Raw genomic sequence first — 20,784 nt, forward strand, 5'->3', positions numbered from 1 at the left:
AAATAAAAAATAAAAAATATTAATATATTAAAATAACTCTAATTTATTCAATAGATCGTTCTAAAAATATAAGAGATCGTGCGTATATAGATTTCTGAATCTTTTGTGCGGTCTATGTAAATTTATAACTCACATTATTTTTAAGAGCCATTATGTAGTAGACACTACTAAATATATTCAGCAGTTAGTCATAAACTAGAGGTTTGTTAATGCATAAATCAGGTGGTCTACAAATGATCTTTTTACATTATAAGAAGAGAATATTGTGAATAGTGACCTTATATAAGCCGCAGAGTGTGCCAAAAAATACTATCGCTATAATAGAATTTGATATTTCTATATTTAAAAATATATTGGTGGATTCATGAGAAAATATGACAATAAATTTTAGATACTCTATTATATATTGCTACGTGTATCTTTATTATAGATAATAAGATTTCTTTTTGAGTAGATTTGTTCTTGCATTTACGTAGTGTTTAAAAATTAGATAAAAAGGAGCATTTGCAAAAAAAAAAAATAGAATATATAACGCCCACCTTGCTTCAGTATGCTGCTTTGAATATAAAACTTATGTTATAGGTTTATGATATCCATGTGACTTTGTCAGACTGTGAATTAATAGAGATAGTTATACGTTAAGCATTTTTGAGTATTTGGTTAACACTCTATAATGTATAAGCTCTTTATTCCCATTCGATTGTTGCAGGTGGTTTGCTAGAGATATCATACACGACGCGGGAGATACTGTGAATTTCATTTATAATGCGATTGGAGACGGTTCTAAGAAACTCATGTGGTAAATTTGTCCACTGAGCAGTCATAAAATCAGTTGTTTCAACAGCTCTAATAGCTATTACCCAGTCATATTTTCGATTATCACCTATAACGCTAACAGAGCGAATTGGAAGAAACACAGTGAATGCTTGGTTTATTTTTTTATACAAATTAGCCTTATGTAACTCCTCAATTAATATAGAATCAGCAGATCGCAAAAGGTCACAGTATTCTTTTTTGACCTCACCTAATACACGGATGCTTAAACCAGGACCTGGAAACGGGTGTTGATATAGAATTGAGTTCGATAATCCCAACTTTAGTCCGATTTCTCGTACCTCATCTTTAAAAAGTGTTTTTAAGGGCTCGAGTAATTTTAGTCTCATTTTTTTTGGAAGTCCTCCAACATTATGATGTGACTTAATTATGTGTGTTTGAGAAGTTGAAGTTATACCAGATTCAATTACATCAGAATAGATAGTTCCTTGCGCTAGCCATTGCACATTGCCAATTCTAACGGCTTCTTCTTCAAATATCTCAATAAATACGCGACCAATAGTTTTACGTTTAGCTTCTGGTTCCTGAACACCAATTAGAGCGTCTAGAAAACGTTTTTCTGCTTTTATATGGATAATATTTAAGCTAAAGCAATTAGAAAACATAGTTGTTAGATGATTAGCTTCCCCAAGGCGCAAAAGACCATTATCAATAAAGATGCATATTAAACGATCACCAATGGCATGGTGTAACAACAATGCTGTTACCAAAGAATCTACGCCTCCAGAAAGTCCTAGCATAACTCTTTCAGTTGCTATCTGATTTTTTATGTCTTTAATGATATCATCGATAATGTTTTTCGTAGTCCATAGCGCTTTGCATTGACAAATAATTTGCACAAATTGTTTTATTAAGCTTAGTCCTTGTGGTGTATGAGTTACTTCTGGATGGAATTGTACACCATAGAAACGTTTTGTTTCATTTGTCATAATTACAACTGGACACTTTTCAGTGTGAGCTATAGCGATAAAGTCAGATGGGATCTGGCTAACATGATCGGAGTGACTCATCCAGACATCCATTACTATCTTTTTATCTGTGTTAGTATTATGAAAAATCGGAGGAAGTAATGGGCTATTTTTTGTTACTGTTATCTGTGCAGAACCGAATTCGCGTTTATTAGAGCTTTGCACTGTACCACCTAACTGAACGGCCATCACTTGCATACCGTAACATATACCAAGAATCGGAACTCCAGCATGAAATATATAATTGACTACACGTGGGCTATTATGACTTATGCTGCTTTCAGGTCCTCCTGAAAGAATTATACCATTTGGATTAAATTCTCTAATCTCTTTTTCTGATGCATGCCATGCTAATAATTTACAATATACTCCAATACCTCTTATGCATCTAGCAAGTAGCTGAGTGTATTGCGAGCCAAAATCAAGTATCAGAATGCGACTAGTGTAAATCTTTTGTGGTAGCATGAAAAGAGTTCCAGAGAAAATAATATTGTCAATTATAAGTTAGATGATGCTATAAGTTACATGATACATTATTATAGTTAAAGTTCAGAGGATAGTTATTTTATAGTAACAGATCACTATTTATCCGTATCAGGAAGCCTTTTAGATACGAAACTAAGAATCTATGTAGTAATTTGGAGGCTCTTTTGTCATGGCGATATTATGCGCATGACTTTCTGAGATACCTGCTTTACTAATTCGGACAAAAACCGCTTGAGTTCGTAATTGTTCGATAGTAGCGCAACCAGTAAGGCCCATGCAAGATCTTAAGCCGCCCATTTGCTGATAGATGATTTCTTTAAGGCGACCCCTGTATGCCACGCGTCCCTCGATGCCTTCTGGTACTAACTTATTTCCTGTATTATTCACTTGAAAATAACGATCAGAAGATCCTTTAGTCATGGCTCCGAGTGAACCCATTCCACGGTAAGCTTTAAATGAACGCCCCTGGTATAACTCAATTTCACCTGGTGACTCTTCGCTGCCTGCGAGTATGGATCCAAGCATAACTACTGCAGCCCCAGCGGCAATAGCTTTAGCGATATCCCCAGAGAAGCGAATGCCTCCATCAGCAATAATTGGAATACCAGAACCCTCTAGGGCAGTTGCAGCATCTGAAATTGCTGTGATTTGAGGTATTCCCACACCTGTGACAATACGGGTGGTACAAATTGACCCAGGACCAAGGCCAACTTTAACTGCATTCACGCCTGCTTCAGCTAGAGCTAATGCGCCAGAAGCGGTTACTATATTTCCACCAATAATTTGAAGATCAGGATATTTTTCACGGGTTTTCCTAATACATTGCAGAACGCTTTCAGAGTGGCCATGCGAAGAGTCAATTAATAGAACATCGACACCAGCAGATACTAGAGCATCAATTCTCTCTATGTTTCCTAAGCTAGCACCTACAGCTGCCCCCACACGCAACCGGCCATGTTTGTCCTTACAAGCATAAGGTTTGCGTTCTGCTTTTTGAAAATCTTTAACAGTGATCATTCCTTTTAATTGAAAGTATCTATCTACTACTAATGCTTTTTCTACACGTTTTTCATGCATTTTTTGTAGTATAACCATGCGAGATTCGCCTTCTTTCACAGTGACTAGGCGTTCTTTAGAAGTCATAACTGCAGAAACAGGCAGATCAAGATTAGTAACAAATCGTACATCGCGGCCTGTAATAATACCGTCTAATTGATTTTTACTATTCACTACTGGATAACCGGCAAATCCATTACGTTTAGTTAAGGTCTTTACTGTTCTTAATGATGTACTTGGCAATACAGTTTGCGGATTAATTACTACTCCACTTTCGTATTTTTTAACCTTACGAACTTCTATTGTTTGATCTTCAATAGACATGCTTTTATGAATAAATCCTAAACCACCTTCTTGTGCTATAGCAATTGCTAAACTAGACTCAGTTACAGTGTCCATAGCAGCAGATATCACGGGAATGTTTAAACGGATAGTTTTGGTAAGTGAAGTACTCAGGCTAGCTGTTTCTGGGAGAACGGAAGAGTGAGCTGGAACAATAAGAACATCGTCAAATGTCAGGGTTTCTTTAGCGATTCTGAGCATAGCAATATCTCAATCTAAAAGTTAATAAAACGTATATAATATTGCTACAGAATTTTTACAGGCTATCGTCTATCTGTTCCAGTATTTTACGTAAAACGCTAGATTTTTTGCAAAAACATTCATGATGCATGTAGTCCTGTCAAGTTTTACTTGTAGCATATATTTAGCTATAAAGTTTAGCTATTGAGTTTAGAATAGCAGTGTTTGGTCTAATAGTATAGGTTTAGAATACATAGTTTAGTATCGGTCTTGTGGTTTTTGGGAACATTTAATTACATACGATTATTTGGAATTCATGTGATTATTGTTTGGTTTTTGAGGTGTTTTATAATAATTTTAAATTATAATTTAAAATTATTATTTTAAATGGCATCGTTACAAAAAGATCATATTACTTTGTAAGTTGATATTATAAAAACTTTTAGTATAGTCTTGTTATTATTTTCTAGTGTTTATTACGCAGTATTCGTTGGATAAATTTTAAAAATATTTTAAAAATATTATTTTTAAAATTAAATATCTTTAATAGTAATAAATCTAAGATGTAAAAATATGTCCTACATATGATATGTATAGTTTTTGTATATATCACATTGATCTAATTAGTTCAAATTAGTAAAGCATCTCCTCATTAATAGTGTATTAGTTTTATTAAAAAATACATTATTTTGCAGTAAACAAAACAAATATAGAAAACATAAATTAATTTTTATTTTTATAAAATCTAGTATTTTTAGCTAAATGTATCTGTATTTTCTTCATATTTTAATAAATTTTAATACTAATTAAATGCTTTAATAACAATTAAAATTTATGATTAATTTTTAGTTAAAAATAAAAATATTTTGCATTTTAGTTAGGAGTGCATTGAAAATATTTGCTCATAGCGAAAGTTTTCTCTAATGAGATGCATTCATAACAAAAATTTTTATGAGACCTAAAGTAAAATATGTGTTTAGTTTTTTATACACTTATAGAGAGCTGCACTAATACGATATTAATGACTACATGTGCTCTACAATATCACACTGAATGAGAAATGTGAATTTGTCTTCTGATTTTATTTATGGTTCATGTGTTTAGAATGACATTCTATCTTATGTTTTTATTTTTTATTTTTTTTCTTTGTAAAAACAAAACCACGCTCCCCAGTATATATAGCTAATTGTATTTAAGCGGAATAATTTTTTATGGATAATACATTATAATAAATGTTTTCGTTGGAGTATGATCTAAAATTTTATTTTTGATGCTAAGATAAAAGTGTTGAAATTTTTAGATATTTAGATGTTAAAAACATATCGCATTATGGATCATAATAGATGAAAGTGAATTTGATGAGATATTGTAATCACTTAAATATTACAGCAGAAATTTTTAAATGGAACGAGTCTCGCAGAAATTTTTTTGTTTTAGCAAACAAAATATTTACGGAATCTAATTATGAGTTGCTTTATGTGCTGATTTTCTCTGATTAATTTATCTAAGAGATGATACCTTATCATGCATATTACAATAATTATAGTTAATATAATATAACTTGGTTGTCAGTGTAGTTAAAAATAGATGGCTTACATTTTATGACATTTTTAGTGATATTAATTTCTCTTGAATAGAATTTCATTTACGATATTGTAAATTCATCTTTATTTTATGAGTTCATGTAATCTTCACGCTATAATTGATTTGGAAAATTAATAGTTTTAATCTGATTGGAGGAGCGATATCTTATTATCAGATTGATATAAAATAGTATATAGCATAATTTATGTTGATCACATAGAAGAATATTGATATGCATTTAAATTTAATAGTAATGGTATGTAAAAATTCGTGAGTAAAATATGTCTGAATTAATTTTAAGTGTGCTCTGTGTACCTAATTGATTATTTTATATAAAATAATTATCTTAATTTAAGAACACTACATAAATCAGTACACTACATAAAATCAATTGTATAATTATGTTATATTTTTTTGATTTTATCTTCAATAATTATCGAAGATCATATCTTTACGATAGTTTTAATTTCTTTATATTAAATTAGGTATGTATAATACCTAATATGAAAAATCATTGCGTGAGTATTAAGATGAAGAATAACTGTTCTAAACATTATAGAATATCCTGAAGATTCGATTAACGTTTGTTTTAAGATGTTAAATCTTATGATCTGGCAATGAATGAGTAATGCACTTCAGCTCAATGTATTTAATTGCATGTATGCTGAATAATATTTACACTTTACTTAGATGATTAAAGTTTTATGAGTTATCAAGTATTAGCACGAAAATGGCGCCCACAAGTATTTACTGATGTTGTTGGTCAAGAGCATGTATTAAGTATATTACAAAATTCATTATCTCTTGAACGCATACATCATTCTTATTTATTTTCAGGTGCCAGTGGCATTGGTAAGACCACGATTGCTCGATTATTAGCCAAGAGTTTAAATTGTGAAATTGGTATTACTTCTAATCCTTGTAGGGTATGCGGTCAATGTCGTGATATTGCTGCAGGTTTTTGTTTAGATCTTATTGAGATTGATGCAGCCTCACGTACAAAGGTTGAGGATATTAGAGATGTGTTAGAGAATGTGCAGTACACCCCATCCCGGAGTCGCTTTAAGATTTATTTAATTGATGAAGTGCATATGTTATCGCGTCATAGTTTTAACGCTTTACTAAAAACTCTTGAAGAACCACCATTACATGTAAAGTTCATCTTAGCTACAACAGATCCGCAAAAAATACCATTAACCATCCTATCACGTTGTTTGCACTTGCATTTGACAATATTAAATTTAGATCAGATTTTTATGCAATTAAAACATATATTGCAAACTGAAAATATTCACGCAGAGCCTGGAGCAATAAAACTCATAGCGCAAGCGGCAAAGGGGAGTATGCGCAATTCACTAAGTTTGGCTGATCAGGCCATCGTTATGGGTCAGGGGTCAATTACTATCAATTCTATTAGTAATATGCTGAGTATATTAGATGATCAATACGTAATATCTCTTATTGAGTATTTGGTCCATTCTGATGGTGTGAAAGTGATGGAGCTGTTAGAGAGCGCATCCATACATGGTGGTGATTGGGATGGTTTATTAATAGCAATGCTTAGTTTTTTGCATCGTATCGCAATCATGCAACTCTTACCTCCTTCGATTGGTAAAGATTGTGCAGCTATTGATGATCGGTTGCAAGCATTAGCAAGAACACTACCGCCAACTGATCTGCAATTATATTATCAGATTCTTTTAGTAGGACGTAAAGAGTTGCAGTTTGCACCTAATCAACGAATGGGGGTCGAAATGACCTTATTGCGCGCTCTGGCGTTCAAACCAGAAGACTTTAAAGAAGAAGGAACAAATAATTTGATGGTGCCAGATGGGTCATCCTATGAACCTCCTATTGGAGAACTTGTTCAGGCATCGGTCGATTTAGAAAAAAAAAATCTAAAAAAATCAGTCGCTAAAAACCTTCAGGATAGTAATAATAAAAATCTATATAGTATTAAGGATGCCGGCAGTCATCAGAGAGATATGCAGGTTGCTGAGAAAAATAATCTATTGATAAAAATGCCTCAGTTAGTAAATTCGGAGACAGATTTAAAGATAGAGGGCTGTAAACATATCACCAAGCCTCATCAAGAGGTTGTATCTATAGTTGATTTGAAAAAAAAAACACTATTACCCCAATTGAGTGATTTAACAAGTGATATCGATCAGTATTTAAGAAATTCAGAAATTGAAATAAAAATAGTTGAAGAATCATGGAATCGGGATGCTTGGTCATCTGATTTAGATAAATTAAATATACCTGAGGTAGGTTATCAACTAGCTTTACATTCTTGGAGGGAGTTTACTAAGCAAGGACTGTGCTTGCATATTCGTTCTATCCATAGTCACTTAAATACACCTAAAGCATATCAAGAATTATATAATAGTTTCATAAAGGGTAATGTAGAACCTTTGAAATTAATAATTTTAGAAGATGACGACCCTTCTATGTTAACCCCTGTAGAGTGGCGACATAAAATATATCAAGAAAAAATAGTAGAAGCACGAAAATCTGTTTTAAGAGATAGTAACATTCAAACTCTTTGCCATATTTTTGATGCTGTAGTACAAAAAAATAGTATTCAGCCTATTTGATTTTAGGTTGGATTAGTACATCTAATACTTTTAAAATTACTAATTGATAATGATTTTGTCTAAAGAATTAGTGTTTTTTTATCATTGAAACACAGAAAGGAAATATAGTTAAAAAACTAAATTTTTATAGAAAAATATAAACAGAATAGTTATTATAGATAGAGAGTCAGGTTAAAGAATTAATTTAGTTAAAGTATAAATCTAGATTAAGTGAAATAAAAGGTTAGTTTTATCTAAAAATTTCTCAATTATATTGATTGTCAATCTATTTCTTCAGGTTGAGATTTTTAATATTATCACCTGATAAGTAGTTATTTTTGAAGATTAATTTAGTAATATTTAGAGGGTTCTTTTAAAAAAGTATAAATCAACCGTCAAAAAAAGTATAAATCAACCGTCAATAGATAGTTGAGTTCTATTATGTTCCGTAATAATAACTCATGCTAACAAGCGTGCTAATTTAACCTGATACGTTGGATGATTATTACTGATGAATTACAAAAAAAAGTATTACTTCAATGATATCAATCAAGATAGGCAATGTGTTTAGTTTTTATTAGATATCCTCTATAAGGATTAAATGATGTTTACATAGGTATTTGATTTACAGAATTTCTAGAATAGTAATTTTTTCAGAAGGTTTGTAGCAAAATATAACAGAAGATCTCTTAGCAATAGAGTTATAACTGGCATAAGAATTATAACTAGCATATCAGTATGTCAATACCTTAATATTTTAGTGCGAAGTAGGAAGACATAACACAACTTATGTCGATGTCATATGGATTTTGTATTAGCATATATAAATTAGTTATTATTTTTTTAGATAGTTTTAGTCGTAGTCTTTTATATTTTAAAGTGCTGAAAGTTTTTATTTGTTTTCATGACAAGCATGCACTATATGTGCAGTACATGCTTGTGTTCTGTAAAGTGCTTTTGTATAAGAATAATTATTTCTATTGATCTCTATTTATTGACAATAATTATATTTTCTGTTGATTTACTAGATGTCAAAAGCATACGATTAATTCTCTGGATAAACTGATTTGGATCTTCTAGTGTACCCGTTGCAGCAAACAGAGCTTGAGCTAAAAATAACTCAATCCACTCTACAAAATGTGTTTCATTTTGTGTTTTAGCTGCTTGTTTTACTAATGCATGTTCAGGGTTCATCTCGAATAGATATTTTACTGTTGGGGCATCTTGACCTGTAGAAGACAATAACTTTGCCATCTGGGTAGATATATCATTCACGTCTGTTGTCACAATGGCCGGCGTATCAAATAAGCGGTGTGTGAGGCTAACACCTTTAACGCGATCACCAAGTAAGCTTTTTACCCGATTAATAAATGGTTCTAACGATTGCTCGGTTTGTTTTTGAGCTTCACTTGTTACATCGGCAAGCTTGTTTAATTCAGTGTCAGCTGTACTAACTGATTGGAATTTTTTCCCTTCAAATTCAGTAAGATGACTCATCATCCACTCATCGATTCGGTCAAAAAGTAGAAGCACTTCAATGGATTTTTTATGGAACATTTCAAGATAAGGGCTATTTTTTGCGGCAAGATAGCTGTCGGCGGCGATAAAATAAATTTTTTCCTGCTCTTTTTTCATTCGAGTGATATAATCATCTAATGATACAGTTTGCGCCGAACTTGGATGGACAGTAGAAGAAAAACGTAGTAGTTTAGAAATACTTACTGCATTGTTTCTATCTTCTGCCGGTCCTTCTTTAAGAACTCGCCCAAATTGTTGCCAAAATGTTTGATATTTTTCTTTGTGATTTTTTGCCATCTCACTTAGCATTTGGAGAGAACGTTTAATTAGGGCTAAACGCAAGGTTTGTGTAATATGATTACTTTGTAAGATTTCGCGTGAAATATTTAATGGTAGATCATTAGAATCTATTATTCCTTTTATAAAGCGCAAGTAATTTGGCATAAACTGTTCGGCATCATCCATAATAAATACACGCTGCACGTATAGTTTTAGACCATGCTTATGATCACGATTCCACATATCCCATGGAGCTTGAGAGGGTATATATAAAAGGCTGGTGTATTCTTGTTTTCCTTCTACTCTGTTATGGCTCCAGATTAAGGGTTCGCTATTATCATGAGATAAATGTTTATAAAATTCTTTATATTCCTCATTTGTTATATCAGACTTATTGCGTGTCCATAGCGCTTGAGCTTTATTAATTTTCTCCCAGACAACAGTATCGTCATCTTTATGAGTTGTTTGAATTTCTACCGGTAAAGAAATATGTTCGGAATATTTACTAATAATACCCCGAAGATGCCATACATCCAGGAACATATCTTCTTCTTTACGTAGATGGAGAATAATTTCAGTGCCTTGGTCAATTTTTTCAATATCAGACAGAGTATAATCACCCTCTCCGAAAGATTCCCATAATACCCCCATATTTTCAGAGGACTCTGCAGAACGGGTGCGCACTGATACTTTGTCTGCTACAATAAATGCAGAATAAAAACCAACACCAAACTGACCAATTAACTGACTGTTTTTAGCATTATCTGATCCAAGTGATGCTATAAATGATTTAGTACCTGATTTTGCAATAGTACCTAAATTTTCAATAACTTCCTCTCGTCTCATTCCGATACCGTTATCACTAATAATAAGAATTCGTTTATCCTTGTTAACTTCTATCCTTACGCGCAGGTTACTACAATTCAGATCCGAATTAGATAGCGCCTTAAAGCGCAATTTTTCAGCAGCATCCGAAGCGTTAGATATTAATTCACGTAAAAAAATTTCTTTGTTTGAATACATGGAATGTATCATTAATTTTAATAATTGTTTGACTTCTGATTGAAAGCTAAGAGTTTCTTGTTTGTTCATAATTCTGTCTACCTCATAGTAGTTATAATTTTTTAAGCATTATTTTAAAAATACAAAACTCATTATAATTCTCTAAAGTTATATATTAAGATAATAAAAAGTTAATAATATTCTTATTTAGAAAGGGTTTAGATTCTAAATATTTTTAGAAGACATGATAGAATTACATTACTAAGTGACTGAGTTTGAAATGTTCCTTTCTAGTTTTATTCTTTCTAGTTTTATTATTTATTTCTAATTTATTATTAATGTAATTCTTTAAATTATATTCATTCATAGTAGCATGGAAAAAGAATAATTTTTCTTTAACGTATTGAATATAGTACATTTTATTTCTGAATGATCTAAAGCGTACGCAAGCAAGTTACTATTATGAATATGGTGATTTTTTGTATAATTTAGACATAATGAGATATATCACACCATATCCGTATAATAGTCATTAATTATAAAGCTATTGAGTACTATAGGTTGCATATCATATTATAAATACTCCCCCATTTTTTAATCATGTATTGATATCTACTACAAGAGCAAGCATAATGAATTTATTTTCTTGGATATAATATATTTGCAATTAATATGAGGTTGTTTTCCTCATTTATTTCTCAGTAACTAATGTTATAGTATTTTTTGATAAATTTCGTGACTACATTTAATCAGAGTCTATGATATGTTTAGTGTGCTTTTCATTGCCAAATGCTTGCATATAACGTTATAGAAATTTTTAGTAATTTTGATTAATCATTATAATATTTTATAGGTAGATATGAATAATAAAATTGCAATACTCATAACGTTGTGACGATAAGAAAACTCCTCTTAAATGGATATCGCTAGTAAATTTTAGATATTGAATGCTCTAACTGCTATCATTATGGTTTTTTGCTGAAATAATCAATATGATATTGTGCCATTTATTTTATTTTTATCTGAAGATAGATAATGAATATATTATGTTTCTATGGGGGGTTTTGTTTTTTTATTGTTTTTCCTATTATTTTCTTTATTTTATTTTTTTTAAAATCTTTTATTAACGTGATTTTTAAAGCCTGAAAGTAATGTTTGCGGCATACAGAAATATATTTTTCATTTCCTCCTATTTGTATTTGGTTTCCTAGAGTAACAGGTTTTCCAGTAGAATCAATACGTAAGACCATCCCCGCCTTTCTTCCGCAGTGACAAATTGTTTTTAATTCAATCAACTTATCTGACCATGCTAATAAATATTGACTACCAGAAAATAACTCACCACGGAAATCGGTACGTAAGCCATAACAAAGTACTGGGATCTCTAATTTATCTACAACCTCAGACAAGTCTTGAACTTGTCTTCGTGTCAAAAATTGACTTTCATCAACTAAAACACAGTGCACTGTTTTATGATTTTGTTCTCTTTTAATTTCTTGAAAAAATTTCGTTTTAAAATGAAATAACATAGCAGAAGATGAAATCCCAATGCGTGAGCTGACTTTGGCCACATGAAAACGATTATCGATTTTTGCAGTATAGATTAAGGTTCTCATGCCTCTTTCATTATAATTGTAAGAGGATTGCAATAATGCTGTTGATTTTCCAGCATTCATTGCTGAGTAATAAAAATAGAGTTGTGCCATCCGCTTTTCTCCTAGGTATAATACAGATTATGAAGTGGAATAGCATTATTATGGTTTTCATATATATATTTTATATATAAATTAAAATTTATAGTGTACAAGATTTCATTAAATGAAATAAAGACTTCACACATTTTCTTTAATATCTAATAGTATTAGTATATTTATACTGAAGATAGTAAATTTTAATTTACTCATACAACAAATTTAATTTGTATTTATTATAATCTCACTATATAAAAATACATTTTATGCTAAAGATTTTGAGAAAAGTATAATTATTGAAGAGTATGGTGTGTTAATAACTTTAAATTGTATAGAATGTATTTAACTAAATATTATATAGATAAAATTAAAAGTTCTGTAAACCTTAAATAATTAGAATATATTAAGAATAATTATTTAGGCAGAAAATTTAATCACAATATTATAAAAATAAAATGTTATCTTGAGTTTAGCAGTTTACTGAATCCAACAAATATATAATAAAATTTATATATACTCATTTAATAAATTCCATCAAATTTTTTAAAACTTTGATTCAGGGGTAAAGATATCATTTTTGATTTATACCTGCAGTTTGAACTAGTATATACATGTATTACTCAGATTCTAAATTTTAATTAAGTTTATATTATTTTTATGATTTTTATTAAATATTTAAATAACTCTTAAAATAAACTTTTAAAATGCATATTAATATTTGTAGTATTTTTTATAAAAAATATTTAGATGGTAATTTTATCATCTAAATCTTATTTGAAAAGCGATATCAACAGTGCATGAGTTAATAAGTTTTTAGTATCAATGCGTGTATATAATACTGAGCATTATGTATCTATAGATCTTGAATAAATTATTAAAGATAATGAAAATTAAAGAATTTTCTTTTAGTACATATTCATTATTTTTACATATACTTATATAGAGTTTAGTCTATTTGTTTAGTCTATTTTAGTTAATATTATATATTTCACTGATTTTATTATAATCAATCTGACTATAGTAAGGATGCTGATTATGATCAGATCATAGTTTATTGAGCTGGTAGTAGTCTGGTGGTATTTATATTATTTAATATAAAGTCATTATTCACGCTATATTAAGTTTGAATTATTACCTTTATCTGTTTGTATTTTGTATTTTATATTTTTGGAGAATATAACATATAAATTATTTTAATATATCATTAAGTATTTATATAGACTAAACTTATATCGTTTGCCGATGAATATTTTGTATATATTAATTTATGGATAGTTTAAAATACACTGAGCAATATACTTATTTAGTAAGTCTTGCAGAGGATCTTTAAATATATTGTGACATAGCTTTATTGCTATAGTTCTGTTATTTATGTGAAATAAATAACATAAAGTAAAAATTCTTATGAACTACTTTGCATAGAGAATCTCTGTACAGAGTAAAATTAAATATTTTTTCTTTTAAATTTTTTCATTATATTTTTAATAAATCATAATAATTTAATTATTAATAAATTATTTTAAGATAGTATATCAGATATAGGTATTTTATAATCAAGTAGTATTTTACTACTTTACACTGAGTATAGCAGTATTTACTGCAGCGCTGATATATAATAGGTATAGTTCAAATAATTATGTAAATTGTGATATTTGAGATTGTGACTCATCAATAAAAAATTTGACATCAATTCTTTTTATTTCTACAACTAGATTTTACATACTAAATTAAAGTATCCTGTTTATTGCAAATAGCATATATTTATGGCTGATCTATTTAGAATATTTGAGCTTTCGTTAACTTTTTAGATTTAAATATATTTAAGAAATTAACTATTGCAGTTCTTGATAAGCATCACTATTATTATATTATGCAGTACTAGCCCAATAAATATAATTTAGAGAATTCAAACTATGAGTGCGGCCCTTAAGATTCTGAATAATATTCGCACGTTACGTGCACAAACAAGAGAATGTAATTTAGACATTCTAGAAGAGATGCTGATTAAATTTGAAACTGTAGTAAATGAGCGTCGTACAGAAGAAAGACAGGCGCAGGCAGAAGTAGAGGCACGTTACCGTAAACTTCAGAAATACCGTGATATGCTCATAACTGATGGTATCGATCCTAATGAATTATTGATAAAATCGATTAAAATAAGGTCGACAGCTCAGTCTAAACGCTTAGCGCGCCCTGCAAAATATTTTTATACTGATAAGAATGGAGAAAATAAAACATGGACTGGACAAGGCAGAACTCCAGCAGTGATTAGAATTGCTATAGACGAACAAAATAAAAAATTGGAAGATTTTTTACTTTAAGTTAACTGGTTTAGAGTTATAATAAGTGATAATTTGTGAATTTTTAGAAAATTTCATAAGATTACATCTTATTTATAGCACTGTAATTTATGAAAATATGAGATTATTGATTATAAAAGTTTTTATAAAAAAATGATATAATTATCTTATTTTTCTTTAATGCTCAAAAGCAAGAAAAATATTTAAGAAACAAGAAAAGATTTATGTGTATCTTTCCAGTGAACTATTTTATGAGTTAGTTTTTATCGTTTATTTATCTTCGTAGCTAGATTAGAATTTAACCGCATTCTTTCTCCAGGGACATATTACATGAATGGTTATATATCTGGTGAAATAGAAGAATTTTAATTAATGAATTCAAAATTATTTTAGTATTGCATATATAAATATAAAAATTGTATGATCAAAAAATCATTATTAATAGTGGTATTAATGCACTAATAATAATTAGTTTAGTAATAGGTTTATTTTTATTGTTGTTGTTTTTAATGTTTTCTATTTTGATGATAGAATCTGTAGTTAATATTCCACTATACAGTACTGCAGAGTATTGTGCTGTATAGTGCTAATTAGATAAGATCTCATCGGAAGTTGTAGAATTACAAGATATCATCATTAATATCATAAGTATATTCATAAATTTTACAGTTTATTACAGTTTATTTCGTATAGATTAGATGTTATATTTTGTGTTGCATTATATTTGTGGCTATAGAAGGTCTCATAAATACAACGCAAGCAATATAATATAAGAACAATATAAGCATTGGAACTAGATAAAATAACAATTAGATCAAATAACAACTATACCCTATATGGAAAATATATTTCGTTTAAAATAGTATTAATTATTATTCTAAGTATTTTAAATTCCTCAAGCAATTTATCAGATATTAAGAGATGATATAGTGATCTGAGCAAGATGTCACTTTATTTTTAATATTAACATCTTCTTTTATTCGTGTTTAGATTTTAACTCCTTAACTAGCTTGATCCTCGATCTGCAATGACGCTGTACAGGAATATACATCCCATCCATATATAATATAAGTATTTAATACTATTGATCGGTCAATATTGGTTGTACTAGAAATACAATTTTATGTAATGACATTAATCTTAAGATTATAGATTTAATCTAAAGGAGTTACATAAGTATTGAGCTAATCTGAGATTTTAAGCGTCTCTTCTCGATGAGGCATAAACGAGATGATAGTAATATATAAAATATTATATCTACATATAAAATCATACAGAAATTATATGAATTATCTAAAAATTAGATATAATACAACCTAATGAATGCATATATCATTTAAGGTAAACATAGTATCTTGTTTATGATTACTAGTTTGTTTTTATCTAGAGATTTATGCAGATATTCAAAAGGTTACTCGAGCGATATTGTTGTAGTTATAATTTCTGCTCATAAAAAGATATAGTATACTGACAAAATAAGTTGAGATTTATTATATAAATATAACAGTTATAGATTGGCGTAATGATCTTTTTAACTAAACACAAATACCTTATTTAGGTAAATTAAAATTATTTTTATCAGTTATTTAGAAATGTTATATCATGGATATACAAGTGACTGAGATAATACAGTATAAATTTATACTTTTATCTAGAACATCTAGAACAGTGCTTTCCTAAAAATCTATAAGATATATAGCTTCATATAGAATTGATATCAGATACGAATGATTAATATTGGTTAGAAAGCTTGACCGATATTTTATATTAAGAACAGTATTATAAGGTATGATGGTCTTTAAGAAAATATGAGCTTATTGATGAATTTCGAGATTACAGGTAGATTATATAAAATTACAGATAGATGATGTATTTAAGATTGGTTAAGCTATTCGAGCGTTTGTGTCTAAGGCTCACTTCTCTATGTATCATATAATAGGTTACTGAATATTATTAACCCCTTCTCTGGCGACATCCATCAGATTAATAGTTAAATAAAACTGGGTTATCTGTATCCTTATTTAAAGTAAGATTCTATCTGTCGCTTTATTAATCATGTAATAATAATGAGTAAGTTATGATGAAAAGAATGCTGATAAACGCCACGCAGCAAGAAGAGTTGCGTGTTGCACTTGTCGATGGACAGTGCCTATATGATCTAGATATTGAGACCCCGGGATATGAACAAAAAAAGGCTAATATCTATAAAGGTAAGATTACTCGCGTTGAACCTAGTCTGGAAGCTGCATTTGTTGACTATGGGGCAGATAAACACGGTTTTTTATCTCTTAAGGAGATTTCTTGTGAATATTTTTTAGAAAATGATAATAGTCACGGTCGTCCTAATATTAAAGATCTTTTACGTGAAGGACAAGAAGTTATTGTGCAAATTGATAAAGAAGAGCGTGGTAATAAAGGGGCGGCCCTTACTACATTTATTAGTTTAGCTGGAACATATTTAGTATTAATGCCTAACAACCCTCGTGCTGGTGGTATTTCTCGACGGATTGAAGGTGATGATAGAATCGAGCTGAAGGCTACTTTATCTTTACTGAAGCTTCCCGATGGTATGGGTTTAATTGCGCGTACTGCTGGGGTCGGTAAATCTGTTGAAGCATTGCAATGGGACCTGGGTTTTCGGATTAAACACTGGGAGGCAATTAAGAAGATAGCAGGTAGTCGGCCAGCGCCATTTCTAATTCACCAGGAGAGTAATGTTATTGTGCGCGCTTTCCGTGATTATTTGCGACAAGATATTGGTGAAATTTTAATAGACAACCCCCAGGTATTAGATTTAGCTCGTCAGCATATCGCGGCACTCGGTCGTCCAGATTTTACTAGCAAAATTAAACTATATACAGGTGAAATTCCATTATTTAGTCATTACCAAATTGAGTCACAGATTGAATCAGCTTTTCAACGTGAAGTTCGCCTACCATCCGGTGGTTCTATTGTTATTGACAGCACTGAGGCTCTTACTGCCATAGATATCAACTCTGCTCGGGCTACCCGAGGTGTTGATATTGAGGAAACGGCATTCAACACAAACCTAGAAGCAGTAAATGAGATTGCTCGTCAGCTACGGCTACGTGATCTGGGAGGTTTAATTGTAATTGATTTTATTGATATGGGGCCAGTACGTCACCAAAGAGCCGTAGAACATCGACTTCGTGAAGAAGTTCGCCAAGATCGAGCTCGTATTCAAATGAGTCATATTTCACGTTTTGGATTATTAGAAATGTCACGTCAGCGTCTGAGCTCGTCACTTGGTGAGTCTAGCCATCACGTATGTCCTCGCTGTAGCGGTACAGGGACCATTCGTGATAATGAGTCATTATCATTATCTATCTTACGATTAATAGAAGAGGAAGTATTAAAAGAAAATACAAAAGAAGTACATGCTATTGTTCCAGTGCAGGTTGCTTCATATTTACTAAATGAAAAACGTGATGCTGTAAGCGCTATTGAAAAGCGTCCCGGTGGTGTACGTGCAATTATCGTTCCAAATAATAATATGCAAACTCCTCATTATTCTGTTTTGCGTATACGTAGCGGAGAAGAAACGCAAACTTTAAGTTATCATCTTTCAAAACTTCATCAAGATGAGATGGGGGTTTTTATAGATTCTACGCAGACTGAGCGTAAACGTCCAGAGACGCCAGCTATCACTACTGTTGTAATTCCAGGCTCCTCACTGACATCACATAGACTTGATAATTCAATAAGAGAATCGAATGTTTCTATTGAAACATCTGGATATACTTGCATAAGGAAACCTAGCTTAGTGAGTCGTCTTATAACAGAATGGAAAAAATTATTTTTTGCAACAGAGAAATTTAATAAACAATCAGAGAATACTCTAGCCTCTGAAAAGATTGTCAAACCATCCTCGCTTGCTACCAGTCATCCACAGGATCCTGGTCAAAATTATGATTTTGTTGATCATTCTCATAAGAATATCAATTCTAATAACCATCGATGCCATGATCGTAATCATAGCCTCAGCCGAAATGAACGCGATATTAGGGGGGTGCGAAATGATTACCGAAATCGTCGCTATACGCATCAGATGTCTCATCATAATAAGCCAATTTCTTCAGAAGCGTCTGAAGTTAGCGCACAGACTCAATCGAGACAGTCTCGTTATCGTCGTCGTTTAGATTCTAAACAGTTAGATCATGCTTTAATAGGGCGACATGAACAACGTGTTGAGTCGATCATCCCAGTGGCTGATAAGATAGAAAAACAGACTGATGGCTCCTCAATGGCATCAAGTCATCATACCTTATATGAACTAAAAAAAATAAAAAAAGATTTTAAAAGTCCTGATGGCATGATGGATTCCATTACTCAATCAAAAGAAACTAACTTATCTGAAATAGTTCCTATTTTAGAACCTAACAAAATCGCATTGGATTTATCTGAAAATGATAATAGAAGTAATTGTCCCACCGCTCGTCGACCACGCAGGTCAATGAGAAATTCGCGTTTTAGTAGTTATCGTCGTCGTCGATACTCTGATGAGTATGATGGAAGACATTCATCAATGCCATTAATGCATGCCATGGCATCACTTGAGCTTGCATTGGGTAAGATTTGGATTGTACATCCAATGATACCACTTAAAACTTATAAATCAAATTATCGTAATATGCCTTCTAGTGACATAGAAGCAATCAATGCGCAAAGTAAGTTAGTCTTCGAAGGTCAATTTGACTCTACGACGATCAATGAAGATGCTACAGGTGTCTTAAAAAGCGCCAAAAATGATTTTACTGTAGTATCTAAACCAGGAGTAAGTGGTGATGCTAAAAGAATTGTAGCCATAGAACCAAGAAATACAATAAAGAACGCTGTAGATCATCCATCTGTTAGTACTCATTCAATCAGAGTTATAGCTCAGAAAAAAAATACCTCCGATGATTGCACTCCAAGACAAAATAAGAATAAGGTTATTCATCAGTCTAATATTTTGATAGTACCTGGTCGTTATATAAATCACTCTTATGCACCGGTAACAAAAATTTCCATTACAGAGGTCTCAATATTAGATGATGAAACATCATTACTCTTTAGTCGTAATAAGGAAGATGCAGATCTCAAGCCTATAAGCTAGAATATCCAGCATAGTAGGTTTAGAGTTCGCTTTAATTATTAGTGAATGGCATAGGATAATGGTTTGTAGGGGGTTGAATCACTCTTATTCTATCATTTCATTTTATAAAAATCTTTTACTAACATTATGTAAAACTTAGGAGAGATGAATAAATTTTATTTATAAAGTAATGTTTTATGTGAATAGTGTTTGAGATTTTGTCTTTGTATGATCACACATGTATTATTAAACATGTGTTATTATATGCGCTTGTTTTATCTGATAATAAAATCAGATAGCAATGTGATTGGATTATTCATAATGATATCTCTCATAATAGATTAGAAGACACAGTACCTATTACTGAAGAAAACTTTAAAAAATAAAGCTACTATATGCTATAAAATTATAATATATTTTTTGTTACATATTATGCGCTTCTTTTTTGTGCAAAAACTGAAATAGTTTTGTGTAATATTATATATAAGCGCATGTTATTCAACAGTAGATCGGACAATATACCTGCACTATTTTGGTTTATAGAAGTTTTTATTCAAGTAAAGTGAGCAAGATAAATTCGTACATAATAAAAACTATCATGTTTAATTTTATATCAATTTAACACTATCGATAGTTTTTAAGAGTAATTTAGTAACGGTAATATATACCCAACGCTTAAGAATTTTAGGGTATTATTATGATAATAATATATAATATTATTAGTATTCTATTGTAATGTAGTATACACGGATATATGTTTCACAAACTAAAGAAGTGTGTGTATGATTTCATCATGCCATATGATAAGGTACGATTTTCAAGGAAGGCAAATAGATCATAATAGAAAGATTTGCTAATTCCTGCATTGTGCTA

At 30.7% G+C, this 20,784-nt stretch carries 7 protein-coding genes; 3 read left to right on the forward strand and 4 right to left on the reverse strand.

The genetic code is table 11. The features are described from left to right. Positions 1-686: 686 nt before the first annotated feature. Positions 687-2,267: a glutamine-hydrolyzing GMP synthase gene (guaA, locus tag ERCISPPS3390_RS00625; protein ID WP_197094934.1), complete on the reverse strand. Its 1,581-nt coding sequence runs from the start codon at positions 2,265-2,267 to the stop codon at positions 687-689. A gap of 153 nt (positions 2,268-2,420) precedes the next feature. After that, positions 2,421-3,887: an IMP dehydrogenase gene (gene guaB / locus ERCISPPS3390_RS00630; RefSeq protein WP_197094935.1), complete on the reverse strand. Its 1,467-nt coding sequence runs from the start codon at positions 3,885-3,887 to the stop codon at positions 2,421-2,423. 2,267 nt (positions 3,888-6,154) lie between these two features. Between guaB and dnaX the strand changes: the two genes are divergently transcribed. Further along, complete coding sequence (gene dnaX / locus ERCISPPS3390_RS00635) at positions 6,155-8,047, forward strand: DNA polymerase III subunit gamma/tau (RefSeq protein WP_197094936.1); 1,893 nt, start codon at positions 6,155-6,157, stop codon at positions 8,045-8,047. A gap of 966 nt (positions 8,048-9,013) precedes the next feature. On the opposite strand, the gene htpG is transcribed toward dnaX, so the two are convergent. Both htpG and ERCISPPS3390_RS00645 read right to left on the reverse strand, forming a co-directional pair. Continuing rightward, a complete protein-coding gene (gene htpG / locus ERCISPPS3390_RS00640) occupies positions 9,014-10,915 on the reverse strand; it encodes a molecular chaperone HtpG (RefSeq protein ID WP_197094937.1) in 1,902 nt (633 codons plus the stop codon). Between the two features lie 962 nt (positions 10,916-11,877). Then, complete coding sequence (locus ERCISPPS3390_RS00645) at positions 11,878-12,531, reverse strand: thymidine kinase (RefSeq protein WP_197094938.1); 654 nt, start codon at positions 12,529-12,531, stop codon at positions 11,878-11,880. Between the two features lie 1,898 nt (positions 12,532-14,429). Between ERCISPPS3390_RS00645 and hns the strand changes: the two genes are divergently transcribed. Beyond that, a complete protein-coding gene (gene hns, locus ERCISPPS3390_RS00650) occupies positions 14,430-14,837 on the forward strand; it encodes a histone-like nucleoid-structuring protein H-NS (protein ID WP_197094939.1) in 408 nt (135 codons plus the stop codon). A 2,059-nt stretch (positions 14,838-16,896) separates the two neighbouring features. Further along, positions 16,897-19,932, forward strand: coding sequence for a ribonuclease E (gene rne / locus ERCISPPS3390_RS00655; protein WP_197094940.1), 3,036 nt, complete (start codon positions 16,897-16,899; stop codon positions 19,930-19,932). The last annotated feature ends 852 nt before the right edge of the window (positions 19,933-20,784 follow it).

This window comes from Candidatus Erwinia haradaeae (assembly GCF_900698885.1).
Classification (GTDB): Bacteria; Pseudomonadota; Gammaproteobacteria; order Enterobacterales; family Enterobacteriaceae; genus Erwinia_E; species Erwinia_E haradaeae_H.